This window comes from Nocardioides sp. YIM B13467 (assembly GCF_042788075.1).
Taxonomy (GTDB): domain Bacteria; phylum Actinomycetota; class Actinomycetes; order Propionibacteriales; family Nocardioidaceae; genus Nocardioides.
The window spans coordinates 2,036,729-2,057,202 of sequence record NZ_JBHZPJ010000046.1 but is presented as its reverse complement, the minus strand read 5'-3'; the positions used below and the strand labels follow the sequence as shown (position 1 = coordinate 2,057,202).

Below are 20,474 nucleotides of genomic sequence, written 5' to 3'. Positions count from 1 at the left end.
CCGCCGCGTCAGACGGCGTTCAGGGCCCCATGCATGCACTCTGGGTATGGGCACATCCGCACGCGTCATCACTCAACGGACGGCTGCGCGAGGTCGGCGTGAACGCGCTCGGCGCGGCCGGCTGGAGCGTCGACGAGATCGACCTCTATCGAGAAGGTTTCAATCCACTTCTGGTGGAGCGGGGCGAGGCCGACGTACGCCGCCACCAGGACCGGCTGCGGGAGGCCGATCTGCTCGTCGTGCAGTTCCCGCTGTGGTGGTACTCGGTGCCGGCCATCCTCAAGGGCTGGATCGACCGGGTCTTCGAGTCGGGGTTCGCCTTCGACGTACCGGATCCGGAGACCGGCAAGCCGCTCAAGTACGGCAAGGGCGGCCTGGTCGGCAAGCGCGCGCTGACGATCGTCACCGCCGGTGACCGCGCCGCGACCCTCGGTCCGCGCGGGATCAGCGGCGACATCGAGGACGTCCTGTGGCCGTTGCTGCACGGCACGTTCTGGTACACCGGGATGGACCCGCTGCGCCCGCACCTGATCACCGATACAGACACCATCGACGCCCAGGTCATGGCGCGGATCGAGGCCGACCTGAGCGTACGCCTCGAGGGCGTGATGACGGAGCCGCGGATCGACTACCGGCCGATGGCCGAGGAGCACTACGACCACACGATCAGGCTCCACGACTCGGTCTCGCCCGGAGAGGACGGGCTGAGCGCCCATCGCGAGGGCTGAGGTCGTCCCCCACGCGGGCGGGGCCGCCTGCTACGGTCTTCTGGCCAGCCGCTCGGGACGTAGTCCCGGCACGGGAACCCGGTGAGAGCCCGGGACTGACGCGCAGCGGTGTGGGTGACGGACGGGACACTGTGCCACTGGGCCCTCGGGCCTGGGAAGGCGTCTCGCGCCGGTCGATCCCGAGTCCGAAGACCTGCTGGCCCTGCAGCAGACCGCTGCCGGTCAGGACGGGCGACGCGCACCAGCCCGCGACCCGCTCGAGGACCGACGTGCACCCCTCCCGCACCATCCGAACGTTCACCGCGAGCACCGTCCTGGTGCTCTGCTCCGCGCTGGCCGGCTGCGCCGCCGACCAGCCCTCCGGCACACAGCAGGCAGCCGCCGACACCGCAGGCTACCCGCTCACCCTGACCAACTGCGGGCGCGAGATCACCATCGAAGCACCGCCCGAGCGCGTCGTCTCGCTCAACCAGGGCTCCACCGAGATCCTGCTCTCGCTCGGTCTCGCCGACCGGATGGTCGGCACCGCGACCTGGACCGACCCGGTGCTCGACTCGCTGGCCGCGGACAACGAGCAGGTGCCCCGGCTGGCCGAGAACGCGCCCTCCTACGAGCGCGTCCTGGAGGCCGAGCCGGACTTCGTCACGGCCTCCTTCATCAGCACGCTGGGCGAGGGCGGGGTGACCACACCCGAGGACCTGGAGAAGCTCGGCGTCGGCTCCTACCTCTCCCCCGCCGAGTGCCTCAAGGACAACGAGGGCGATGACGACGGCACCCGCCACGACCCCCTCGAGATCGACACGATCTTCCAGGAGATCACCGACCTGGCGCGGATCTTCGGCGTCCCCGAGCAGGGAGAGGAGCTCGTGGCCGACCTGTCGAAGAGGCTGGCGACCGCCCGGACCGAGGCACCGACCGGTGAGGTGAGCGCGATGTACTGGTTCGCCAACTCCGAGTCGCCCTATCTGGCCGGCTGCTGCGGCGGCCCGGGGATCATCGGCCGCACCCTCGGCATCGAGAACGTCTTCGACGACACCACCGACGAGTGGCCGCAGATCAACTGGGAGACCGTCGCCGAGCGCAACCCCGATGTCATCGTCCTCGGTGACCTGACCCGCAAGAGCCAGACCGCCGAGACCGCGCGCGCCAAGATCGACTACCTGAAGAGCAACCCGGTCACCGCCCGGATGGAGGCGGTCCAGAAGGATCGCTTCGTGACGCTGTCCGGTGCCGAGCTCAACCCCTCGATCCGCACCGTCTACGCGGTCGAGAACGTCGCGGACCAGCTGGCCGACCTCGACCTCCGCTGATGTCCGTACGCCTCCCCCGCGCCGGCGTCCTGCTGGTGGCGCCGCTGGTGGTGCTGGCCTCGGTCGCCGGCGCCATCACCGTGGGGCCTTCCGACCTGAGCGTCGCCGACGTCTACGGCGTCGTCGCCGACCGGACCGGGCTCGGGCTCTCCGACCTCACCCTGCTCCAGCAGAGCATCGTGTGGGACCTGCGGCTGCCGCGTACGTTGCTGGCGGGGATCTGCGGGGCCGGACTGGCGATCTGCGGCGTGATCCTGCAGTCGCTGCTGCGCAACCCGCTCGCCGACCCGTTCGTGCTCGGCATCTCCTCGGGAGCCTCCACCGGGGCGGTCGCGGTCGTCGTGCTCGGCGTCGGGTCGGGCGCGATCGGTCTCTCCACCGGGGCGTTCGCGGGTGCGCTCGTCTCGTTCGCACTCGTGCTGCTGCTGGCCTCGCTCGCCGGCGGCACCACCGACCGGCTCGTACTGGCCGGCATCGCCGCGACCCAGCTCTTCTCGGCACTCACGTCCTTCATCGTGTTCACCTCGGCCGACGCCGAGCAGACACGTGGGGTGCTCTTCTGGCTGCTCGGGTCGCTCTCCTCGGCGAGCTGGACCGACGTACTCGTCTGTGGGGTGATCGTGCTCGGCGGGCTGCTCTGCTGCATCGCGGGCGCCGGGTGGCTGGACGCGTTCGCGTTCGGCAACGACGCGGCCGCCTCGCTCGGCATCGACGTCACGCGCATCCGGGCCGTGCTCCTCGTGCTCACGGCGCTGATGACGGCCGTCATCGTCTCCACGTCCGGGGCGATCGGCTTCGTCGGGCTGGTCCTGCCCCACCTAGCCCGTGCGCTGGTCGGGGTCGGGCACCGCCTGCTGCTCCCGACCACCGCGCTGCTCGGCGCGATCTTCCTGATCTGGGTCGACACCGCCGCCCGGACCGTGATCGATCCCGAGGAGCTTCCGGTCGGAGTGGCGACCGCGCTGATCGGGGTGCCGGCCTTCGCGCTGGTGCTGCTGAGGGCCCGCCGATGAGCGAGCCTCAGCGAGCGACCCGTCAGCCCTTCATCGGGCCGCGTCCGTATTCTGGCGCCTGCGCTACGGAGGCGGCCCGATGACCGCGCTCGAGGCCGGCCGGGTCCACTGGGCTCCCCGTGGCCGGCTCGTCATCGACGAGGTGTCCCTGCAGGTCGAGGACGGCACCACCGTCGGGCTGCTGGGTCCCAACGGTTCCGGGAAGTCCTCGCTGATCCGGATCCTGGCCGGTCTCCGGCCGCCGGACTCCGGCGACGTACTGCTCGGCGGCAGCCCGCTCGCCGGCATGTCCCGGCGCCGGCTGGCGCGCCGACTCGCGGTCGTCGAGCAGGAGCCGGCGACCAGCCAGGACCTCCGCGTACGCGACGTCGTCGCGCTCGGTCGGATCCCGCACCGCCCGGCCTGGGCCCCCGACAGCGCCCACGACCGCGCCGTCATCGAGGAGGCCGCCACCCACGCCGGCATCGCCGACCGACTCGACCAGCGCTTCTCGACCCTCTCGGGCGGCGAGCGGCAACGTACGCAGATCGCTCGGGCGCTCGCCCAGGAGCCCGAGATCCTGCTCCTGGACGAGCCGACGAACCATCTCGACGTACGTCACCAGCTGGCCCTGCTCTCGCTGGTCCGCCGGATGCCCACGACCTGCCTCGTCGCCCTGCACGACCTCAACCTCGCCGCCGCCTACTGCGACCAGGTCTTCGTGCTCTCCGAGGGCCGCGTCGTGGCCGGCGGACCGCCCGCGCAGGTCCTCACCGAGGCCCTCATCGCCGAGGTCTACGGCGTGCGGGCCCGGGTGCACCACGACGACGGCGTCGTCATCCGCTTCCTGGGCCCGTCCTGATGATGGCCTACGCGTCGGCCACCAACGACGAGGCGATCACGGCGGAGACGGAGGTACGCAGGGTCGCCTCCGTGGGCGGGCTGTCGCCGTACAGCAGATGCGCGGTCCCGACGAGCATGGGGGCGAGGCTGTTGACCTCGGCGGCCGGCGCGATTCGACCTCGGCGCTGCTCGGCGGCCAGATAGTCCGCGATCATCTCGACCGCGTCGGTCAGGATCGGTACGCCCGCGGGCCAGGTCTCACGCAACCGCGCTCGCAGCACGGCCCGAAAGGTGATCAGCGGGAGGATCGCCATCGCCACCGACCCGAAGACGCTGCTCAGGGCCGAGGCGATGTTGTCGACCACGTCGCCCGTCCCGGCGACACCGAGAAGCTGTTCCGCCTGCGGCGCCATTCGCGCACGCCTGTCGAGGACGAACTCGGCCAAGAAGTCGTCGAAGTCGTCGAAGTGGCGGTGCAGCACGCCCTTGGCGACCCCGGCCTCGGTGGTGACCGCGCGGCTGGTGAGTGCGCTCGGACCCTCTCTCAGCAGGACCCTCTCCGCGGCAACGAACAGCTGCGAGCGTACGTCCTGCAGCGCCACTCCTGTCGGCACCGGCCAGCCCCTCTCTCGGCGGTCTCAGAGACTCGATCCTATGCGAATGGGCATCCGCCCACTATGGTGGGCACATGCCCACTTCATCGCAGGACTCGCCCCGGCAAGCCCACCACGAACGTCAGGTCGCGGAGTCGTTCGGCTCCGACGTCGAGCGTTACGACCGCGCGCGCCCCACCTATCCCGACGAACTGATGGCCCGGATCCGGACCATGGCGCCCGGCCCCGACGTGCTCGACGTCGGCTGCGGCACCGGCATCCAGGCCAGACAGCTGGAGGCCGCAGGCGCCCGCGTCCTCGGCATCGAACCGGACAGGCGAATGGCCGCGTACGCCCGTGGTCGCGGCCTCGACGTGGAGGAGTCGCGCTTCGAGGACTGGGAGGCCGCAGGGCGCACGTTCGACGCCGTCATCACCGCCCAGGCCTGGCACTGGGTCGACCCGGTGGCAGGCGCCGCGAAGGTGAAGACCGCGCTGCGGCCCGGAGGGCTCTTCGCGGCGTTCTGGCACGTGTTCGACGCCCCCGAGCCGATCGGAGCCGCCCTGATCGAGGCCGTACGTGACGTCGTCCCCGACCTGCCGTTCGATCCTGCGGCCCTGATGCGGGCCGACAAGGCGTACGAGAAGGGTGCGGTCACGACAGGCGAGCGTTTCGGCGAGGTCGGCGGGTTCGGCGAGCCGGAGCAGTGGCGCTTCCCGTGGGAACGCCACTACACCCGCGCGGAGTGGCTCGACTTCGTTCCGACCCAGGGATTCCTCACCCGCCTCACCGCCGAGCAGCGCACCCCGATCCTCGAAGCGGTCGGCGATGCGATCGACGATCTCGGCGGNGCCCGGACCTGGTCCGGCAGATCGTGCGCCTGCGGTGGCGCCACCGCCTCGGCCCGGTCCAGATCGCCGGCCGGCTCGCGATGCCGGCCTCGACCGTGCACGCCGTGCTGGTGCGCTGCCGGATCAACCGGCTCTCCCACATCGACCGGGCCACCGGCGAACCGATACGCCGCTACGAACACCCACACCCGGGATCGCTGATCCACGTCGATGTCACCAAGTTCGGCAACATCCCCGACGGGGGCGGTCACCGCTACGTCGGCCGCCAGCAGGGCGACCTCAACAAACGCGCCACCCCAGGGCTTCCGAAAGGTGCCGACTACCAGCCACGTACCGGCAAGGCGTTCGCGCACACCGTGATCGACGACCACTCACGCCTGGCCTACGTCGAGATCTGCGCCAACGAGAAGGCCGATACCGCCGTCGGGGTCCTACAACGAGCAGTGGCTTGGTTCGCCGAGCACGGCGTCATCGTCGAACGAGTTCTCTCCGACAACGGCAGCTGTTACCGCTCCTTCGCCTGGCGCGACGCCTGCGCCGAGCTCAACATCAAGCACAAGCGGACACGTCCGTACCGACCCCAGACCAACGGAAAGATCGAACGGTTTCACCGAACCCTGGGCGAGGGATGGGCCTACGCACGCTTTTACAACTCAGAAGCAGAACGTCGAGCAGCCCTCCCCGGCTGGCTCCACTTCTACAATCACCACCGAGCCCACAGCGCCATCGGAGGCCACCCACCAATCAGCCGACTGACCAACGTCCCTGGACATCACACCTAGGCCTCGCTGTGAGTCGTCGCGTGAGGTGTCGCATGTCCACCACATCGAAGCTGCTGCCGTTCCAGCCCCTGTCGATGACGACCGCCGAACTGGCCGCGGTCTCGTTCCTAGCCCGCTACTCCGGCCATACCCACGAGCTCTACTCCTACCAGCTGCGCCGCTGGTTCACGTGGTGCCAGACCAACGGGCTGGACCCACTGACCGGGATCCAACGTGCCCATGTCGAGCTCTACATCCGCAACCTGGGCGAGGCCGGTCTGATGGCGTCCTCGATCAACACGATGATGCACGGGGTCCGGGGCTTCTTCCGGTTCGCCCACATCGACGGACTGATCCCGGCCGACCCCGCCGTCTACGCACGGTTACCAAAGATGCACGCGGACGAATCCCGAACCCAAGGTCTCGACCGGCTCGAGCTGATCCGCTTCCTTCAGGTCGCCCAGACCATCACCGTCCACCACGGTGCCCTGGCCTACCTGTTGGGCATCAACGCGCTGCGTGCCTCCGAGGCAGCGGCGGTCCGGATCGAGGACTACGCCGAGACACTACGGGGCCACCGAGTGCTCCACCTGGTCGGCAAGGGCGACAAGCCCGCGACCATGCCGCTGACCGTCCCGGTCCTCCGAGTTCTGGAGGCTTGCCGAGGCGAACGGGAGACCGGTCGACTGATCCTGCGGCCGCTGTCGGGCAAGCCGATCGACCGACGCGATGCTTACCGGATGGTCACGCGGATCGCGAAGGCCGCTGGGATACCCCGGCACATCAGCCCGCACTCGTTACGGCACGCGGCGATCACAAACGCCCTCGACGCCGGCGTTCCGCTCCGTGACGCCCAGATCCTGGCCCGTCACGCAGACCCCAGGACCACCGAGCACTACGACCGCGCCCGCGGGAACCTCGACCGACACGGAGTCCACTTCCTCACCGCCTACGTCGCCGGCGTCTGACCGCTCAGCAGGGCACGTCAACTTCGCCCAGAATGGCGCGCCTCGAGCTTCCTGTGCTGCTTTCGCTATCTCGTCGAGTGCCCGAAGCCCACGAGTGACCTCGTCACACGACTGCCCGAGGCACCTCAAGCAACCAACCCAGCCGTCATCACCGACGTCGACTGGTCCGCTGACTGCCACCAACCCGACCAACGTGGTCGTCTTCAAAGGTGCCCCCGAACGCGCAACAGACGAATCGTTCTAGATGCGATGCGTTACAGCGTCGGTCGGAACAACTTCACCAGGCTAGCTCAGCTTCGGCATGCCGCCATGGGGCCGTAGAAACCTATGCCGAATCTGTCGGTAGTACCCGCTATAGTGATTGCGGGTCCGAACACAGGTTCGAACGATGCGGTGACGTCACGGTGACGGTCCGCAAGGGCAGGAGTGGCACGTGAACGTCTCAGACGCTTTCGCCAAGTACCAGTGGTACGTCGACGCAGACCCGGCTCAGGTTAAGGACGCGCGCGGGCGAGCGGCTTCCTTCAAGGGCGCGTTCAACACGCTCAGCGACGTGGACGAGGTCTTCATGTCTGGGTCGCTGGCCCGCAAGACGCACAAGGACCCGATCCACGACGTGGACGTCGTCATCATCTACAACGAAGTCGACCACCCCGGCTGGGGTGGCGCAGGCGACTCCTCCGAGGACGCCCTCAACTACACCCGCGAGAAGGTCAACGCCCTCCTCGGCGCAACGAACGGCACGTACGACCGATTGGTCCGCCTCGCACGCTGGCGCAACCACGCCGTCAAGTGCTTCATCGACGACCCCGACGACGAGGACGCGTTCACCGTCGACGCGATGCCCGCCCTCCGCAAGGACGGCTACCTGCTCATCCCCGAGTTCCTGTCCCGCAGGTGGGTCGCATGCGACCCCGAGCACCTGATTGACGAGGTCCAGAAGCGGCGCGAGCAGTGGGGCAACTACCCGGGCACGGTCCGCATGCTCAAGGACTGGGCATCGATCCAGACGGACGTCAACATCAAGTCTCTCGTCATGGAGGTCCTCGCACTCGACAACCTCCCGCTGGGCCGGACTCAGCCGGTCGCGGTGAAGGAGTTCTTCGTCAAGGCCGCTCACTACATCGAGAGCGGCTACGCGGTCGAAGACCCCGCCGGGTACTGCGGCCCCATTCAGACCGACCTCGATTACGACACGCTCGGCGACCGACTCCGGGCGGCAGCCGACAACGCGGCGCTCGCGGTGGTGAAGCAGAGCGTCGGTGATGACGCTGGCGCGATTCGTGCATGGCGCGACGTGTTCGGTGAAGGATTCCCGAGGCCGCCCTCGACTGTTCCGGCCCCGGCTGTCGTCCCGCCCGTCCTCCCGCGTCCAGTCAAGGACACTCCGCAGGGATGAGCAAGCCGGTCCTTCAGATTGAGTTGTGGAACGAAGCCGATCCCCAACTCGAAGAACGTGACAAGGCTGCCATCGCCGCCTTCGCGGCGGACCTCCAGTACGTGCCGCCCAATGTCGACGAAATGGTCGTCACCCACGGCTCGTGGGCAGGACGCCTACCAATATGGCCCTTCGACCGTCCCGCGCCGGAAGGGCTCGACGCGCTGGTACCCGGCGGTGCGCTTGTATCGCTCCATTACCCATCGGCCTATCCGATGGTGCCACCACGCGTGTACGTCCTCGACCCGGAGCCGACGATCCAGCAGTACACACAGCACGCATGGCACGTCGCGCCTGGCGGGTCCCTCTGCCTTCTGCAGACCGAGAACGACTGGACCCCGGAGACGACGCCCGTTGCCCTGCTCCTCAAGGCGTGCGGCTGGCGCATCGAGTTCGCGCTCATGGAAGCCGGGCTCATTGAGTCCATGACAACCAATGGCATCGTCAGCGACCCTTCCCGTGATCACCTCGTCACGGAGGCAGCGAATCTGTGAGTGCCGGATACCCGTGGGTCGCGCTCCCCGGCGAAGCGGTAGAGAAGATCCAGGGCGCTGAAGGGTCCAGCGGTCGGCTCCTGTTCCATGCCAACGAGTGGAACAACATGTACGTCGCCCAGAAGGTCGAGACCTCCAAGAATCTCTGGCTGCCGGTAACGGTCCCCACCGAGTACGCCGCGCTTCGCCATCAAGGCGGAACGGTCGCCGGGCGGTGGGTCCGGATGACCGGCAGCGACATCAACATCCAACACCGGGCCACCATCGCTCGCGGACGCGGCGTCGGTTTCGGATTCGACGACTTCAAGGAACTCGTGCCCGAAGTTCGCCAACCCAGCGGCACCGACAACGGCCTCCTCGTTACCCACGTCCCCGACATGCCGGAAGACTGGATCAGAGCAGGAGCCACCGAGTTCTCCGCGTGGCTCACCACCCGAGACTTCGTAACCCCGATGCCGGTCGCCGTAGAACCCGAGACGGGTCTCGCCCAACTCGACGGACACTGGCCCGTCGACGAGGTGCTCGACTTCAAGGTCGCAGTCGTTGGTGTCGGATCCATCGGCGGCGTCGTGGCCGACGCACTGGCCCGGTACGGCGTCGGAGAACTTCATCTCATCGACCCCGACCGGTTCCTGTGGCACAACATGATCCGCCATGTACTCGGCCCCGAGAGCGTCGGCATCATGAAGGTCGACGCAATGAAACAGCGCCTCAACGCACGCTGGCCGGACACCGACGTCCACCCGTACACCTACGACGTCGTCGATCAGGCACACCTCATGCGCTCCCTGTTCTCCAACGTTGACGTCATTGTGTGCGCCGCAGACGGCGTTGCCCCGCGACGAGTCGTCTCCCACCTCGCTCGCCGTGCAGGCAAGCCAGCCGTGCTCGCCTGCGTCCTCGACGACGGTGCAGTCGGCGAAATCGTGCGCCTTCAACCCGCGCCACGGCACGGATGCCTGATGTGCCTCCGCGCCCATCTCGCCGCCGGTGGAGGCATCGACGTCGAGGCGGCACAAGAACTCGACTACGGCACCGGCTCCGTCCATCGAGCCATGACAGCCGTGGGACCCGACCTCCACTTCGTCGGACAGCTCGCTGCCAAGGCCGCGATCTCCACACTTTTAGAAACCCACCTCGGTGACCACACCGCCCGGCTCCCCGGCGAACTTGCAACCATCGGCCTACGCCCCACCGGAGACCTCGCCGCACCGTTCGACCTCGCCCGGACCATCGACGTCGCATGGCATGACATCCCGCAACCCCGACCCGTCTGCCCAACATGCAATCCCGGCACATGAGGATCACCGTGGGCTGTCGGGCATGGGAAGCGATCCGCAGCGAGGTCGCGGCAGCACCGGACGGTCTCGAAACCGGCGGAATCCTCCTCGGGAAAGACACAAGCGACGGAGTGACAATCGGCGTCGCGGGAGATCCGGGCCCCAACGCCGTCCACGAACCCACCCGGTTCCTGCGCGACCTCAACCACGCCCAACGAATCGCAGCCGCAGGCTGGGAACACGATCAATCAGTCTGGGTCGGCGAATGGCACACCCACCCGCGAGCGGACCCCGTGCCCAGCGCAATCGACCTCGACTCTTACCTGCGCCACCTCACCGATGACGAACTCGGATTCGACCGACTCATCAGCATCATCGTCAGCCCCGGCCACGAGCCTCCTGTAGCCGCATGCTGGGTCGTCACCCGCGACGCCGCAACACTCACCCCGCTCACCATCGAAAGCGACCCCGCATGACCAGCACCTTCAACATCCGACAATCCCTTCTCGGCCACCAAGCACGCATCCTCGGCAACCACGAGGCCATCCGCGCGATGACCAACCACGGGACAACCGTCGGTGACCAGAGCGAGCAGGACTGGGTGGCAATCTTGCGCAACTTCCTGCCCGAGCGATATGAGGTCGGGCCGATCATCGCGGTGGATTCGAACGGCGCACAGAGTGAGCAGATCGACGTCGCACTCTTTGACCGTCAGTACTCACCCCTGTGGTTCGGGCACCAGGCGGCGACTCGGTTCGTTCCCGTGGAGGCCGTCTACGGCGTCTTCGAGGTGAAGCCGCACATCGACAAGGAATACATCGAATACGCCGCCAAGAAGGTCAGGTCTGTTCGGGCCCTCCACCGCACCTCAGCGCCGATCATCCACGCGGGCGGCAAGTTCCGGGCACTCGACCCCGAAGACCGACCGATCATCGGCGGCCTACTCGCGACCACCACCGGCTGGTCTACCCACGAAGGAGCAATTAAGGGCCTCGATGCCTACCTCCCCGCCTACGGCGACCCCGGTTTCCTCGATCTTGGGATCGCTTTGGACACGATCTCTTTCGACCACACACCTAACCCTGTCGAAGGCGAAGAAACGTCCACCGCCGAGAACCCGCCTCGGGAGTACCGCCACGACGGCAACCAACTCATCCATTTCGCCGCACGACTCTTCCGCATGCTGCAGTTGACCGGCACCGTTCTTGCCGTCGACATGACCGCCTACGAACGGCACATCAGCCCGGAAGGCTGATCACCCGAACAGTGGAGCCGGCCACCGCTGGACCACTCCACCGCGTACTACCCGTGATCATGAGCTGCGAATAACGGTCGATGACCTCTGCTGTGGCTACTCCCGGTCACCATCCGCATGCCCCGCGTCTAGCGACTGATGCTTCTCGTCTGCAACGGGCCGACCGACAGCAGGCGCCCCGTCCCGGAATGGCCACTGCACAACGAACCGTCCACCAAGCATGAAGATCCAGTGCAGTTCGCCGGATTCTTTGGTTTGCGTCAAGAGGATCGGTGGAGCGTCCGGTGCCTCGATCCAACCGACAGCCGGCTCGAAGCCCAAAGCCAGCTGAGCGCGATTGAGTCCATCGGTATCCCGATCGCGTGCCGCCAAGAGAACGGCTCGAATCTCGTCCGCCTCGGCTGTCCTCGGGATCTCCCGGTTCGTCAGGCAAGCAGCGAGGTACGCGTGCTTCAACAGCGTTGCGTGGACGAGCGCCATGTCGAGGGGCTGCACAATTACTCTGCTCGCCCCGGAGCCCATGATCTCGTCGAACCCGGTCGCGGCACTCCGGATAAACATCCCATTCGGTCGACCGTCGGAAGACCGGAAAGCAACCTTGGCTGCGCGCTTGCCCGGAACTGACCCATCCGATGCTTCGGCGTGAGCTGTCGTCTCGAGATCGATGAAACTCCGTAGCTTGTCCTCCGCAGGGCCGAAGTCGTTGTTGCACTTCTGGCATGTCCAGGTCATCACCCTGCCCCCAAGCGACTCCGGAGGCACGTGCTCCGCCACATCCGGGTCCGGTTCCAAGCAGATCGGACACGCCCGAAAGCAATAGCGCGGAACCATCAGCACATCGATGCGCCCGGTCTCCTTGGAGACGTACTTGCTGTACGCCAGTTCCTCACCCTGGTGATCGAAACTGAACTCAGTCCGTACCGGCGGTTTGCGCTTCCTGGACACCCCCCGAATTTACTGTCGTGATCGCTCACGGCCGAACGCATTTAGCCGACCTCCGGCCAACCGCGAGTCTTCGAGTCCTGATCTCCCAGTGTGAACCGATGTGAGTTCAGACCCGTGTCATTCCGCCGCGAACCGGCCGTTAACCGCAAAGGTGTTGAGATGTGGCTGGGCGTGTGTGATTCGAGTTCACGTCGTGCGAATCAGTTCGGTTCCACGATCTCGGGGAGCTTCGCAGGCTGGGCCATCATCTTCGCGTACTCCCTTGCCGCGGCCAGACGCATCCGGTCGTGCGCCCGGACGTTTGACGCCCCTTCGAGCCGGTTCACGTCGGTCACATTGTTGTCGGAAAGGTCGATCTGCGCCGGAAACCCGTCAGGGAGGTCGAGGCCTGTGACGAGCCGAGGTACTGCCACGTCAGCGACATAGCCGAACAGCTTATTGAGCTCATGTCCAGGGCTGACCCAAGGCCCACCATCGGGCCGCTGGACGCACAGCGCCGGCATCGTGACCACCTCGAAGTACGTCCCGACAGGTCCACGGTCAACAACATCGCCAACTTGTACGTGCTTCATTTCGACCGGCTGCGGCGGCTCGTCGTCGCGCCGGGTGATAGTCCGTCCGCTCGCAAGCCGAATAGCTCGATGCTTGTCGTCGTTGGAGTAACGCTGCAACAGGATCAGCGGATGCATGTCCGGCGCCCCGTCCCCCAGCAACATCCCACCAAGACCGCTGGGAACTGCCGACACGGTCCGCGGATCGTTGAACGGCTGCAGCGCCTGGATCCGGTCGCCGAGCGGGTGGCCCGGGGCCAACTGCGGATACTTCTTCTGAAGGCGCCTCGCCTTCCCCAGATACGAAGCTTCGTCGTAATGAATGGGGAACGCGACCTGCGTCGCCTCCTTGGGCGTGAACGGCTGCCCGTGCGCCTGCTCGGCAAGCCGATACACCACGTTGTCGATGACAGCGCGCAGATGATTGATGATCTCACTGAAGAGCATCCCAGCGATCGGAGGAACAGTCCTGATCCGCCGAATCTCTAGAGCGACAAAGCCGGGCTCCCGCTCGACCTGCACGACGTCAAGTGGACCCTCGCCGTTCTCGCCCCGAGACCAGGACAAGCACACGTCGCCTAGTTCGCCGGCAAGTGCGTCCGCGCGGCCAAGCCGAAGCGCCACGGGCAACAACGTTTCGGGTAGCCAACTGAGGTTCGAAGGCGTCGTCACGTCGAGATCGTAGACGCCTGGCTCCACAGACGCCTAATGGGTTTCGATGTGGCGCCACGAGCACTGACGGCGACATCCTTGCCACCGATGTAACCGCAGGAGCTAGTCCTTTAGATTTTCGGTCGCCTTCGCGATGAGGGCCGTCCGGACCTCCTTGAACTTATCGATCTTCCCAATCAGCTCCTCGTACTTGGCTAACGTTGCTGTCCGTTCCGCCTCCTGAATGGCGGCTTGCACGGAGGTCGCCGCGTTCTCTACATCCAAAGCGCCATCTCCTACCCACGCTGGCCCAACAATCGAAATCTCCAGCCGCAGCCTGTTCAGTTGAAGGAAGGCCTCGTTGTACTGCCTGGCGAGATCCAGCAGCATCGACCGATCCACAGCCTTGCTGCTGGCAGCGGCCGCGTAACACACGGCGATTCCGTTGCCAGCTGTCGACAGCACCTCGGCGCTGTGAATGAAGTCGAGGACGCGTTCCTGCTCTGCATCCTTCGTTCGCCGTTTAGCGTCAGCCTTCGACTTGAAGTAGGAGGTGATCTCATTTAGGGCCCAGCCGACTGCCACGCCGATCACCGCTGCGAAAAGCGCCAGGGTCGCCAGGAGGGATCCGTCATGTGCCTTGTTTGTTGTTGCCCCCTCCGCGGGCTGCGACGGCGCAGTCGTAGCGGTCGCGAGGGCAGGCTCCGGCGACGTCGCAGTTGTGGCAGACGGCGTCGGCGTTGGTATCGGTGTCGGCTTGAGCACACCCGCAAGGTATCGGCTTCGTCGAAACAAGGGATGGCGACACGGCATTGCAATTCGCACCGCTCGTCAGGCTGACGCGGCGGATCACGATCCCTTTGCCCAACAAGCAGTTGGGCACTTCATTCTGTCCATTTCAACGCGCACCCGGGTCGTCGGCGCGCCCGGCCCGCGTACTGCGTCTTTCCGCCGCGTTTGCGCGAGGACTACGAGTTCGGCCGGCGCGCCGGCGAAGTCATCTCTCCGGACAGAACGCGAGGGCATGAGGAACCCGATCACCCATATGCATGCGGTCGGCAAGCGCAACCATGTCGGCGCGCTCGTCCTCCGTCAGTGGCCGTTCATCCTCCGAGAGCACGTCGGCCAACTGTTCGAGGGCGAGACCGAGTTCGTTCGCGTCCACCAACTCTGCGATCAGCGTGATGTCCTCGCTAGAAAGCCGGTCAGCCAGCCGGATCAAGAGGCCGCGCAGCCGCCCGGCGATCTCCTCGTAGTACGCGCGATCCACCAGCGCATCCTGTCAGATCCGCCGTCGCGAAGGAGTGAGCAGACAACGTCACGCCGCCGCGAGTCTGCGACAACTCCGACGTCCTCTCATGCCGATGTGCGGATAGACGGCGCACACTTCCGGTCATGCACCTTTCGTCAGTTTCCGACGCCAGCGCCACGATTGAGTTGTCTCGGGCCGAGGTGCTTGCGCTGAGCAATCTGCTCCTGCATGCGCAGAACCTGCCCCTTGAACTCCGTGGCCCTGGAGAGATCTTCGTGAGCCTTTCGGAGGCGTTCGACGGACTTCGTGACCGGATGACAGCATGACCTATGCCGCTGATCGCGCACGGACCTGCCGATCAGCGGTAGGCCGAGTTACGTAGCAGCGATGTGGTCCCGCACCACAGCGCGCATCTCCTGCTCGACGGCATCGCGCTCCGCTGGCGTCAGCAGCTGATCGCGCTGATCCAGCAGGGTGACCAGGACGCGGTCTAGCGGACCTTAGTCATCCCACGCCGGAATCCGCACGTAGAACGGTCCCTCGAAGGAGTGGATCGGCAGGTCCCAATAGCCGGACGCCCGCAGTAGGACCCGGTACTCCGACTCTTCGTCCTAGGTGACCGGCACGTCGATGCGATGCTCAGTGAGCATCGCCCGCACGAGCGGCTCAGCCTCGCTGCCCGGGCTGTTGCAGCTCAGCGCGGCGACAGATGAAGGCGACCGCCACGCGATTCAGGCGAGCGTCGAGGTCGGGTGGAAGGCTCTCGGGTTACGACCCGTGATCCTCTCACCCAAAGCGCACTCACATCCCGCCATCCGAGCGATTCTGGACCTGCGTCTATCCGCCGCCAGTGGGGCGCACCAACTGTGTCGAGGCTTGAGGCGGTGGTGGACGGAAGTGCGAGTGGCCGACGCTGCACCGATCGACTGGAGCGCTGCGGACACCGGATAGCGACAGGCTGCGGACGCGACGAGCCTGAGACACATGGCCCTTTCAGTACTGCTTCCCACATCCACCAGTCCCAGATCGTCACCTCCGATGCGATGCGTCGGACGATGACTCGTCTGCTCGGGCGTCGTCGTGGTGACAGCCCTCGGCGCCGACGCGACACCGGCCGAGGCACGTCAGGCACACTGCAGGAGTGTCCGACCCTCTGCGCAGTCTGCTCGCCGCGCCGCCCGATCTCCCGGTCACCGCCGGCTTGGCCGCTCTCGACCAGGCGCTTCGTGCCCGCGGAGTCGCGGTGGTCCACGCACCGCCGGGCACCGGCAAGACCACCTTGGTCCCGCCCGCGGTCGCCGAGGTTGTCGCCGGACGGGTCGTCGTCACGCAGCCCAGCCGCATCGCAGCCCGTGCTGCTGCCCGTCGGCTGGCGCACCTGCTGGGCGAACCGGTTGGCGAGACGGTCGGATACTCCGTGCGCGGAGACCGACGCACCAGTCGACGTACACGTGTCGAGATCGTCACGACCGGCCTGCTGCTCCGGCGGATCCAGCACGATCCCGAGCTGGTCGGCGTCGGGGCCGTCGTGCTCGACGAAGTGCACGAGCGCCACCTCGACGCCGACCTGACCTTGGCGCTGCTCATCGACGTCCGGGCCCACCTGCGTGAGGACCTGTCCCTGGTGGCGATGTCGGCCACCATCGAGGCCGAACGGACCGCCGCCCTGCTCGGTGGGGTCGACACCGCTCCGGTGATCCGGGTCCTGGGTGCTCTGCACCCGGTCCAAGCGGTCTGGTGCCCGCTGCCTGCGGGGGTGCGCCGCACCGACGACCGGGGCATCACCCCGGCCTTCCACGACCATGTCGCAGCGACCGTACGTCGTGCGCTCGTCGAGCACGAGGGTGACGTCCTGGTCTTCGTGCCGGGTGTCGCGGAGGTCGAGGCGACCGTACGCCGCCTTGCCGACGTGGACGCGTCCGTCCACGCCCTGCATGGACGTCTGTCCGGCGCCGAGCAGGATCGTGCGCTCAGCGAAGGCGCGCGTCGACGAGTGATCGTCTCGACCGCGGTCGCCGAGTCGTCGCTGACCGTACCTGGGGTACGTGTCGTGGTGGATGCCGGATTCTCGCGCGAGCCACGCACTGACCACCGTCGCGGACTGGCTTCTCTGGTCACCGTCGCGGTGAGCCGGGCAGCGGCCGAGCAGCGGGCGGGTCGGGCCGGACGGCTGGGGCCGGGCGCCGTGCTGCGTTGTTGGTCCGAGGCGGAGCACGCGCATCTGGCCGCTCACCCGGAGCCCGAGATCGCGACCGCCGACCTGACGGCCTTCGCCCTGGAGGTGGCGTGCTGGGGCAGTGACGACGTGCACGACCTGGCGCTCCTCGACCAGCCACCGGCGCATGCGATGTCGGCAGCCAAGGAGGTGCTGGTGGATCTGGGGGCGATGACCGAGGAAGGGAGAGCCACTTCGCGGGGCCGGGTGATCGCTGGCGTACCGGCCGATCCCAGGCTGGCGCGTGCCCTCATCGACGGGGCTGGTCTCGTCGGGGCCAGGCGGGCCTCAGAGGTGGTCGCGATGTTGAGCGAGGACGTGCGCGCTCCCGGCGGCGACCTGGTTGCTGCGCTCCGGTCGCTCCGTGGCAACCAGCGTGCGGGCTCGTGGCGCAGCCAGGCCACCCGCCTGGAGAAGATCGTCGAGAAGCAGGGTCCCACAGGCGGCCGGAGCAGCGCGTCGGACCATTCCCAAGCAGCCCGAGCACTCACCGATGACGTGGCGGCGGGGCTGGTGGTGGCCCTGGCGCATCCGGACCGGATTGCGCGCAAGCGTTCGAGCTCCGCGAGCTACCTGATGGCGTCCGGGACGGGCGCGGCGCTCGATCCGCGTGCTTCGGGGCCCTTGGACGGGCTGGAGTGGCTCGCGGTCGGGGACGCGGAGCGGCGGCCCGGGCAACGTGAAGCCCGGATCCGAGCGGCGGCCCCGCTCACCGAGGACCTCGCGCTGGAGGCGGCCGGATCCCTGTGGACCGAGGTGGACGAGGTCACCTGGACCGGAGGGCGGGTGCTGGCTCGCCGACGTACGCTGCTGGGCGCGATCGAGCTCCGCTCCGTCCCGCTCAGCGATCCACCGGCCCACGCCGTGACCGAAGCGATCCGAGAGGCGGTGGCGAGCGAGGGAATCGCTCTCTTCGCGTGGTCGGAGGCGGCCACGGCGCTGCGCGCCCGCCTCGACTTCCTGCACCGTGCGCTCGGTGACCCGTGGCCCGATGTGAGCAACGTGGCACTGACGCAGAACCTCCAGTCGTGGCTCGGGCCCCAGCTGGCGCGGGTTCGCTCGGCCCAGGATCTTCGTCGCGTCGACGTGGCTGCCGCGCTGCGGGCGATGGTGCCGTGGCCGCAGGCAGGCAGGCTCGACGATCTGGCTCCCGAGCGAGTGCAGGTCCCCAGTGGGTCGAGCGTGCGGATCGACTACTCCGCCGAACAACCGGTGCTCGCTGTGCGAATCCAAGAGGTCTTCGGCTGGACCGCAGCGCCGGTCCTCGCGGGCGGCCAGGTCCCGCTCCTGCTGCATCTGCTCTCCCCCGCGCGACGCCCAGCAGCCGTCACCGCAGACCTGGAGTCCTTCTGGGACAACGGCTACCCCGGCGTACGTGCTGATTTGCGCGGGCGCTATCCCAAGCACGCCTGGCCGGAGGATCCCCGCAGCGCACCAGCCACCGCGCGTACGAACAATCCCCGCCGCGGAAGATGAGCGGCGGGTCGACTCTCCTGGAGGATAGCGTCTGGGTGTGGCCAGTCCTCGCCGATCCAGTGCTCGTCGCCGCGGCGGGCGTCCGCGCCGGAGCGGGACGCGACAACCGAAGCGGCCGTTGCCGGCCGTCGGCCCGGGCGAGCGGCTGTGGGTGCTCGACATCCCGTACGGCACCCAGGTCGAGGGCGCCACGTGGCACCCGGGAGTCAAGACCCACCTGTACGTCGGGCACGCTGTGCCGGCGCACCTCGCGCCCTACGCTCCGGGTCCGTACACGCTCGGTCGGTTCATCGAGAGCACCCTCAATCCCGACCTTCCGACGCAGAGCCTCGAGCCGACCGACGCGCTCGAGCCGCGGCAGATCCAGTACGAGGCTGCCGACGCTATCGCGGCGCGCGCTGCGGCGGGCGGGCGGCAGTTCCTGCTGGCCGATGAGCCCGGCGTGGGCAAGACGATCTCCGCGGTCCTCGGGGCGACAGCGGTGAGCGACCTCCGCGGTGCGCGACGGGTGCTGGTCGTCGCCGACCGTCCCGCCGCGATCACGATCGGCCACTGGTGCCGCACGATCGCGGCGCTGGGCGACGGCGGTCTCGAATGGGTCGTGATCACCTGGGACCGCCTGGAGAAGGTCAAGGATCACGCGTGGGACGTGATCATCGCGGACGAGGCCCACGCGCTGCGACGTACGTCGACGAAGCGGTGGAAGCTCTGGGCGCGGATCTCGGGCCACGGGCGGCCGCACGACAAGGCACCCTTCGTCATCGCGACGACCGCGACGCCCGGACACACGCCGCTCGACCTGCCATATCTTGCCCCGGCCTATGCGCAGGTCCTCGGCGAGCCGATGCAGGAGTGGACCTCGGCGACCCAGCCCGGCGCCACGTTCGCCACCGCGCTCGAGCGCAACGGCGTCGGGGTCGAGCGCGGACGCTACGGCGCAACGTGGACCGCCGACCCGGCGCGGCGCGCCGCGGACCTCAAGCTGGTACGCGGCTGGCTCGAGGACGAGCGGCCGCCCGCGATGCTGCACCGCGCGGCACCGTGGGGGCCGGTGCCGATCTCCGGCATGCCGGTGGCACTCACCCCGTCGGAGCGGACGGCGTACGAGGCCGAATGGGGAGAGTTCTGCCGCGAGATGGACATCGCCCGGCGTGGCCGCAATGTCGCGAAAGGGCGGGCAGCGCTGCTGCGCTTCCGGCAGAAGGCCGGGCTGATACGCGTCGACTCCACGGTCGCCTGGATCGTCCAGCAGGTCGAAGCCGAGCGACAGGTGGCGTGCTCGGTCGAGTTCGTCGCGACCGCCGCCGACCCGATCGCCGACCGGCTGCGTGACTCCGGCCTCGAAGTAGCCACGATCTACGGCCGCGACCGGTTCGACGCAGAGGCCGAGCGGCTCCGGTTCCAGACCGGGCTGGCGAAGGTCTGCGTCTTCACCACGGTCGCCTCGATCAGCCTGCACGCCGGCGAAACCCTCGCCGACGGTCGCCGGGCCAGCAGCGAGCCGCGGGTCGGCGTCTTCCACCAGGCCCGCTTCTCGGGTATCGCGGGACGGCAGGTGACCGGCCGCACCCACCGCGACCACCAGCTCTCGCCGTGGCACATCGCGTACGCCGAGGGCACCGTCGAGGAGCAGGTCGGCAGGGTGATGGTCGAGCGGATCGCTGCGGCCTCTGCCACGGTGGGAAGCGACACCACCGGCCTCACCGCCCTCGCCCAGCTCCTCGGCGCCGACTGGCTTCCCTCCACCACCCTGACCGAGGACGGCGCCTGACCTCTCGGCTCATGCAAGGCACACCGGCACCGTGGAGAAACCCATGCAGAGGTGGCGCGGCATTCCGCCGCGAGCGCGCTACATCGCCGCGCTGGGTCAC

Annotated in this window: 18 protein-coding genes, 2 pseudogenes and 1 riboswitch; of the genes and pseudogenes, 15 read left to right on the top strand and 5 right to left on the bottom strand. The window is 67.7% G+C overall.

Annotated elements, in window-relative coordinates; genetic code table 11:
* Positions 1 to 29: 29 nt before the first annotated feature.
* The 4 genes from ACFX43_RS16930 (at position 30) to ACFX43_RS16915 (ending at position 3,892) form a co-directional block, all read left to right on the top strand.
* A complete protein-coding gene (locus ACFX43_RS16930; protein ID WP_378830143.1) occupies positions 30 to 728 on the top strand; it encodes an NAD(P)H-dependent oxidoreductase in 699 nt (232 codons plus the stop codon).
* 28 nt (positions 729 to 756) lie between these two features.
* A riboswitch (cobalamin riboswitch) is annotated at positions 757 to 944 on the top strand.
* A 53-nt stretch (positions 945 to 997) separates the two neighbouring features.
* Positions 998 to 2,038 carry an ABC transporter substrate-binding protein gene (locus ACFX43_RS16925; RefSeq protein WP_378830135.1) on the top strand — a complete coding sequence of 347 codons (1,041 nt, stop codon included), beginning with the start codon at positions 998 to 1,000 and terminating at the stop codon, positions 2,036 to 2,038.
* Positions 2,038 to 3,051, top strand: coding sequence for a FecCD family ABC transporter permease (locus ACFX43_RS16920; protein ID WP_378830130.1), 1,014 nt, complete (start codon positions 2,038 to 2,040; stop codon positions 3,049 to 3,051). Before ACFX43_RS16925 ends, ACFX43_RS16920 begins: the two co-directional genes overlap by 1 nt.
* Before the next feature lie 79 nt (positions 3,052 to 3,130).
* On the top strand, positions 3,131 to 3,892 hold the full coding sequence (locus tag ACFX43_RS16915; RefSeq protein ID WP_378830125.1) for an ABC transporter ATP-binding protein: 762 nt from the start codon (positions 3,131 to 3,133) through the stop codon (positions 3,890 to 3,892).
* 7 nt (positions 3,893 to 3,899) lie between these two features.
* Here the strand turns inward: ACFX43_RS16915 and ACFX43_RS16910 are convergent, their stop codons facing one another.
* The gene (locus ACFX43_RS16910; RefSeq protein WP_378830120.1) at positions 3,900 to 4,487 is read right to left on the bottom strand and encodes a TetR/AcrR family transcriptional regulator; all 588 of its coding nucleotides are present in this window, start codon (positions 4,485 to 4,487) and stop codon (positions 3,900 to 3,902) included.
* Between the two features lie 74 nt (positions 4,488 to 4,561).
* On the opposite strand from ACFX43_RS16910, the pseudogene ACFX43_RS16905 reads away from it, so the two are divergent.
* From ACFX43_RS16905 to ACFX43_RS16870, 8 genes and pseudogenes are all read left to right on the top strand, one after another.
* Positions 4,562 to 4,972 (top strand): annotated as a pseudogene (locus ACFX43_RS16905) (class I SAM-dependent methyltransferase); the annotation flags it as partial.
* 308 nt (positions 4,973 to 5,280) lie between these two features.
* Positions 5,281 to 6,099 (top strand): annotated as a pseudogene (locus ACFX43_RS16900) (IS481 family transposase); the annotation flags it as partial.
* A 32-nt stretch (positions 6,100 to 6,131) separates the two neighbouring features.
* Positions 6,132 to 7,046, top strand: coding sequence for a tyrosine-type recombinase/integrase (locus ACFX43_RS16895; RefSeq protein ID WP_378830115.1), 915 nt, complete (start codon positions 6,132 to 6,134; stop codon positions 7,044 to 7,046).
* A gap of 433 nt (positions 7,047 to 7,479) precedes the next feature.
* Positions 7,480 to 8,445 (top strand): nucleotidyltransferase domain-containing protein, encoded by a 966-nt coding sequence (locus ACFX43_RS16890; RefSeq protein WP_378830113.1) that lies wholly within the window; start codon positions 7,480 to 7,482, stop codon positions 8,443 to 8,445.
* Positions 8,442 to 8,978, top strand: a complete 537-nt coding sequence (locus ACFX43_RS16885) for a hypothetical protein (RefSeq protein WP_378830110.1) — start codon at positions 8,442 to 8,444, stop codon at positions 8,976 to 8,978. Before ACFX43_RS16890 ends, ACFX43_RS16885 begins: the two co-directional genes overlap by 4 nt.
* 224 nt (positions 8,979 to 9,202) lie before the next feature.
* Positions 9,203 to 10,279 (top strand): HesA/MoeB/ThiF family protein, encoded by a 1,077-nt coding sequence (locus tag ACFX43_RS16880; RefSeq protein WP_378830108.1) that lies wholly within the window; start codon positions 9,203 to 9,205, stop codon positions 10,277 to 10,279.
* Positions 10,276 to 10,734 (top strand): Mov34/MPN/PAD-1 family protein, encoded by a 459-nt coding sequence (locus ACFX43_RS16875; protein ID WP_378830100.1) that lies wholly within the window; start codon positions 10,276 to 10,278, stop codon positions 10,732 to 10,734. The genes ACFX43_RS16880 and ACFX43_RS16875 overlap by 4 nt, the downstream gene beginning before the upstream one ends.
* Positions 10,731 to 11,513, top strand: coding sequence for a DUF6602 domain-containing protein (locus ACFX43_RS16870; RefSeq protein WP_378830092.1), 783 nt, complete (start codon positions 10,731 to 10,733; stop codon positions 11,511 to 11,513). The genes ACFX43_RS16875 and ACFX43_RS16870 overlap by 4 nt, the downstream gene beginning before the upstream one ends.
* A gap of 96 nt (positions 11,514 to 11,609) precedes the next feature.
* On the opposite strand, the gene ACFX43_RS16865 is transcribed toward ACFX43_RS16870, so the two are convergent.
* The 4 genes from ACFX43_RS16865 to ACFX43_RS16850 all read right to left on the bottom strand — a co-directional run bounded on the left by ACFX43_RS16865 (position 11,610) and on the right by ACFX43_RS16850 (position 14,930).
* Complete coding sequence (locus ACFX43_RS16865; RefSeq protein WP_378830088.1) at positions 11,610 to 12,458, bottom strand: HNH endonuclease; 849 nt, start codon at positions 12,456 to 12,458, stop codon at positions 11,610 to 11,612.
* Between the two features lie 200 nt (positions 12,459 to 12,658).
* Entirely contained in the window at positions 12,659 to 13,681 is a 1,023-nt protein-coding gene (locus tag ACFX43_RS16860; protein WP_378830086.1) for a hypothetical protein, read from the bottom strand.
* A gap of 102 nt (positions 13,682 to 13,783) precedes the next feature.
* Positions 13,784 to 14,425 carry a hypothetical protein gene (locus ACFX43_RS16855; protein ID WP_378830085.1) on the bottom strand — a complete coding sequence of 214 codons (642 nt, stop codon included), beginning with the start codon at positions 14,423 to 14,425 and terminating at the stop codon, positions 13,784 to 13,786.
* 232 nt (positions 14,426 to 14,657) lie between these two features.
* Positions 14,658 to 14,930, bottom strand: coding sequence for a MafI family immunity protein (locus ACFX43_RS16850; protein ID WP_378830084.1), 273 nt, complete (start codon positions 14,928 to 14,930; stop codon positions 14,658 to 14,660).
* A 125-nt stretch (positions 14,931 to 15,055) separates the two neighbouring features.
* Between ACFX43_RS16850 and ACFX43_RS16845 the strand changes: the two genes are divergently transcribed.
* The 3 genes from ACFX43_RS16845 to ACFX43_RS16835 all read left to right on the top strand — a co-directional run bounded on the left by ACFX43_RS16845 (position 15,056) and on the right by ACFX43_RS16835 (position 20,374).
* The gene (locus ACFX43_RS16845; protein WP_378830080.1) at positions 15,056 to 15,238 is read left to right on the top strand and encodes a hypothetical protein; all 183 of its coding nucleotides are present in this window, start codon (positions 15,056 to 15,058) and stop codon (positions 15,236 to 15,238) included.
* An 815-nt stretch (positions 15,239 to 16,053) separates the two neighbouring features.
* A complete protein-coding gene (gene hrpB / locus ACFX43_RS16840; RefSeq protein WP_378830078.1) occupies positions 16,054 to 18,603 on the top strand; it encodes an ATP-dependent helicase HrpB in 2,550 nt (849 codons plus the stop codon).
* Between the two features lie 118 nt (positions 18,604 to 18,721).
* Positions 18,722 to 20,374, top strand: a complete 1,653-nt coding sequence (locus ACFX43_RS16835) for a helicase (RefSeq protein WP_378830073.1) — start codon at positions 18,722 to 18,724, stop codon at positions 20,372 to 20,374.
* Positions 20,375 to 20,474: the final 100 nt, after the last annotated feature.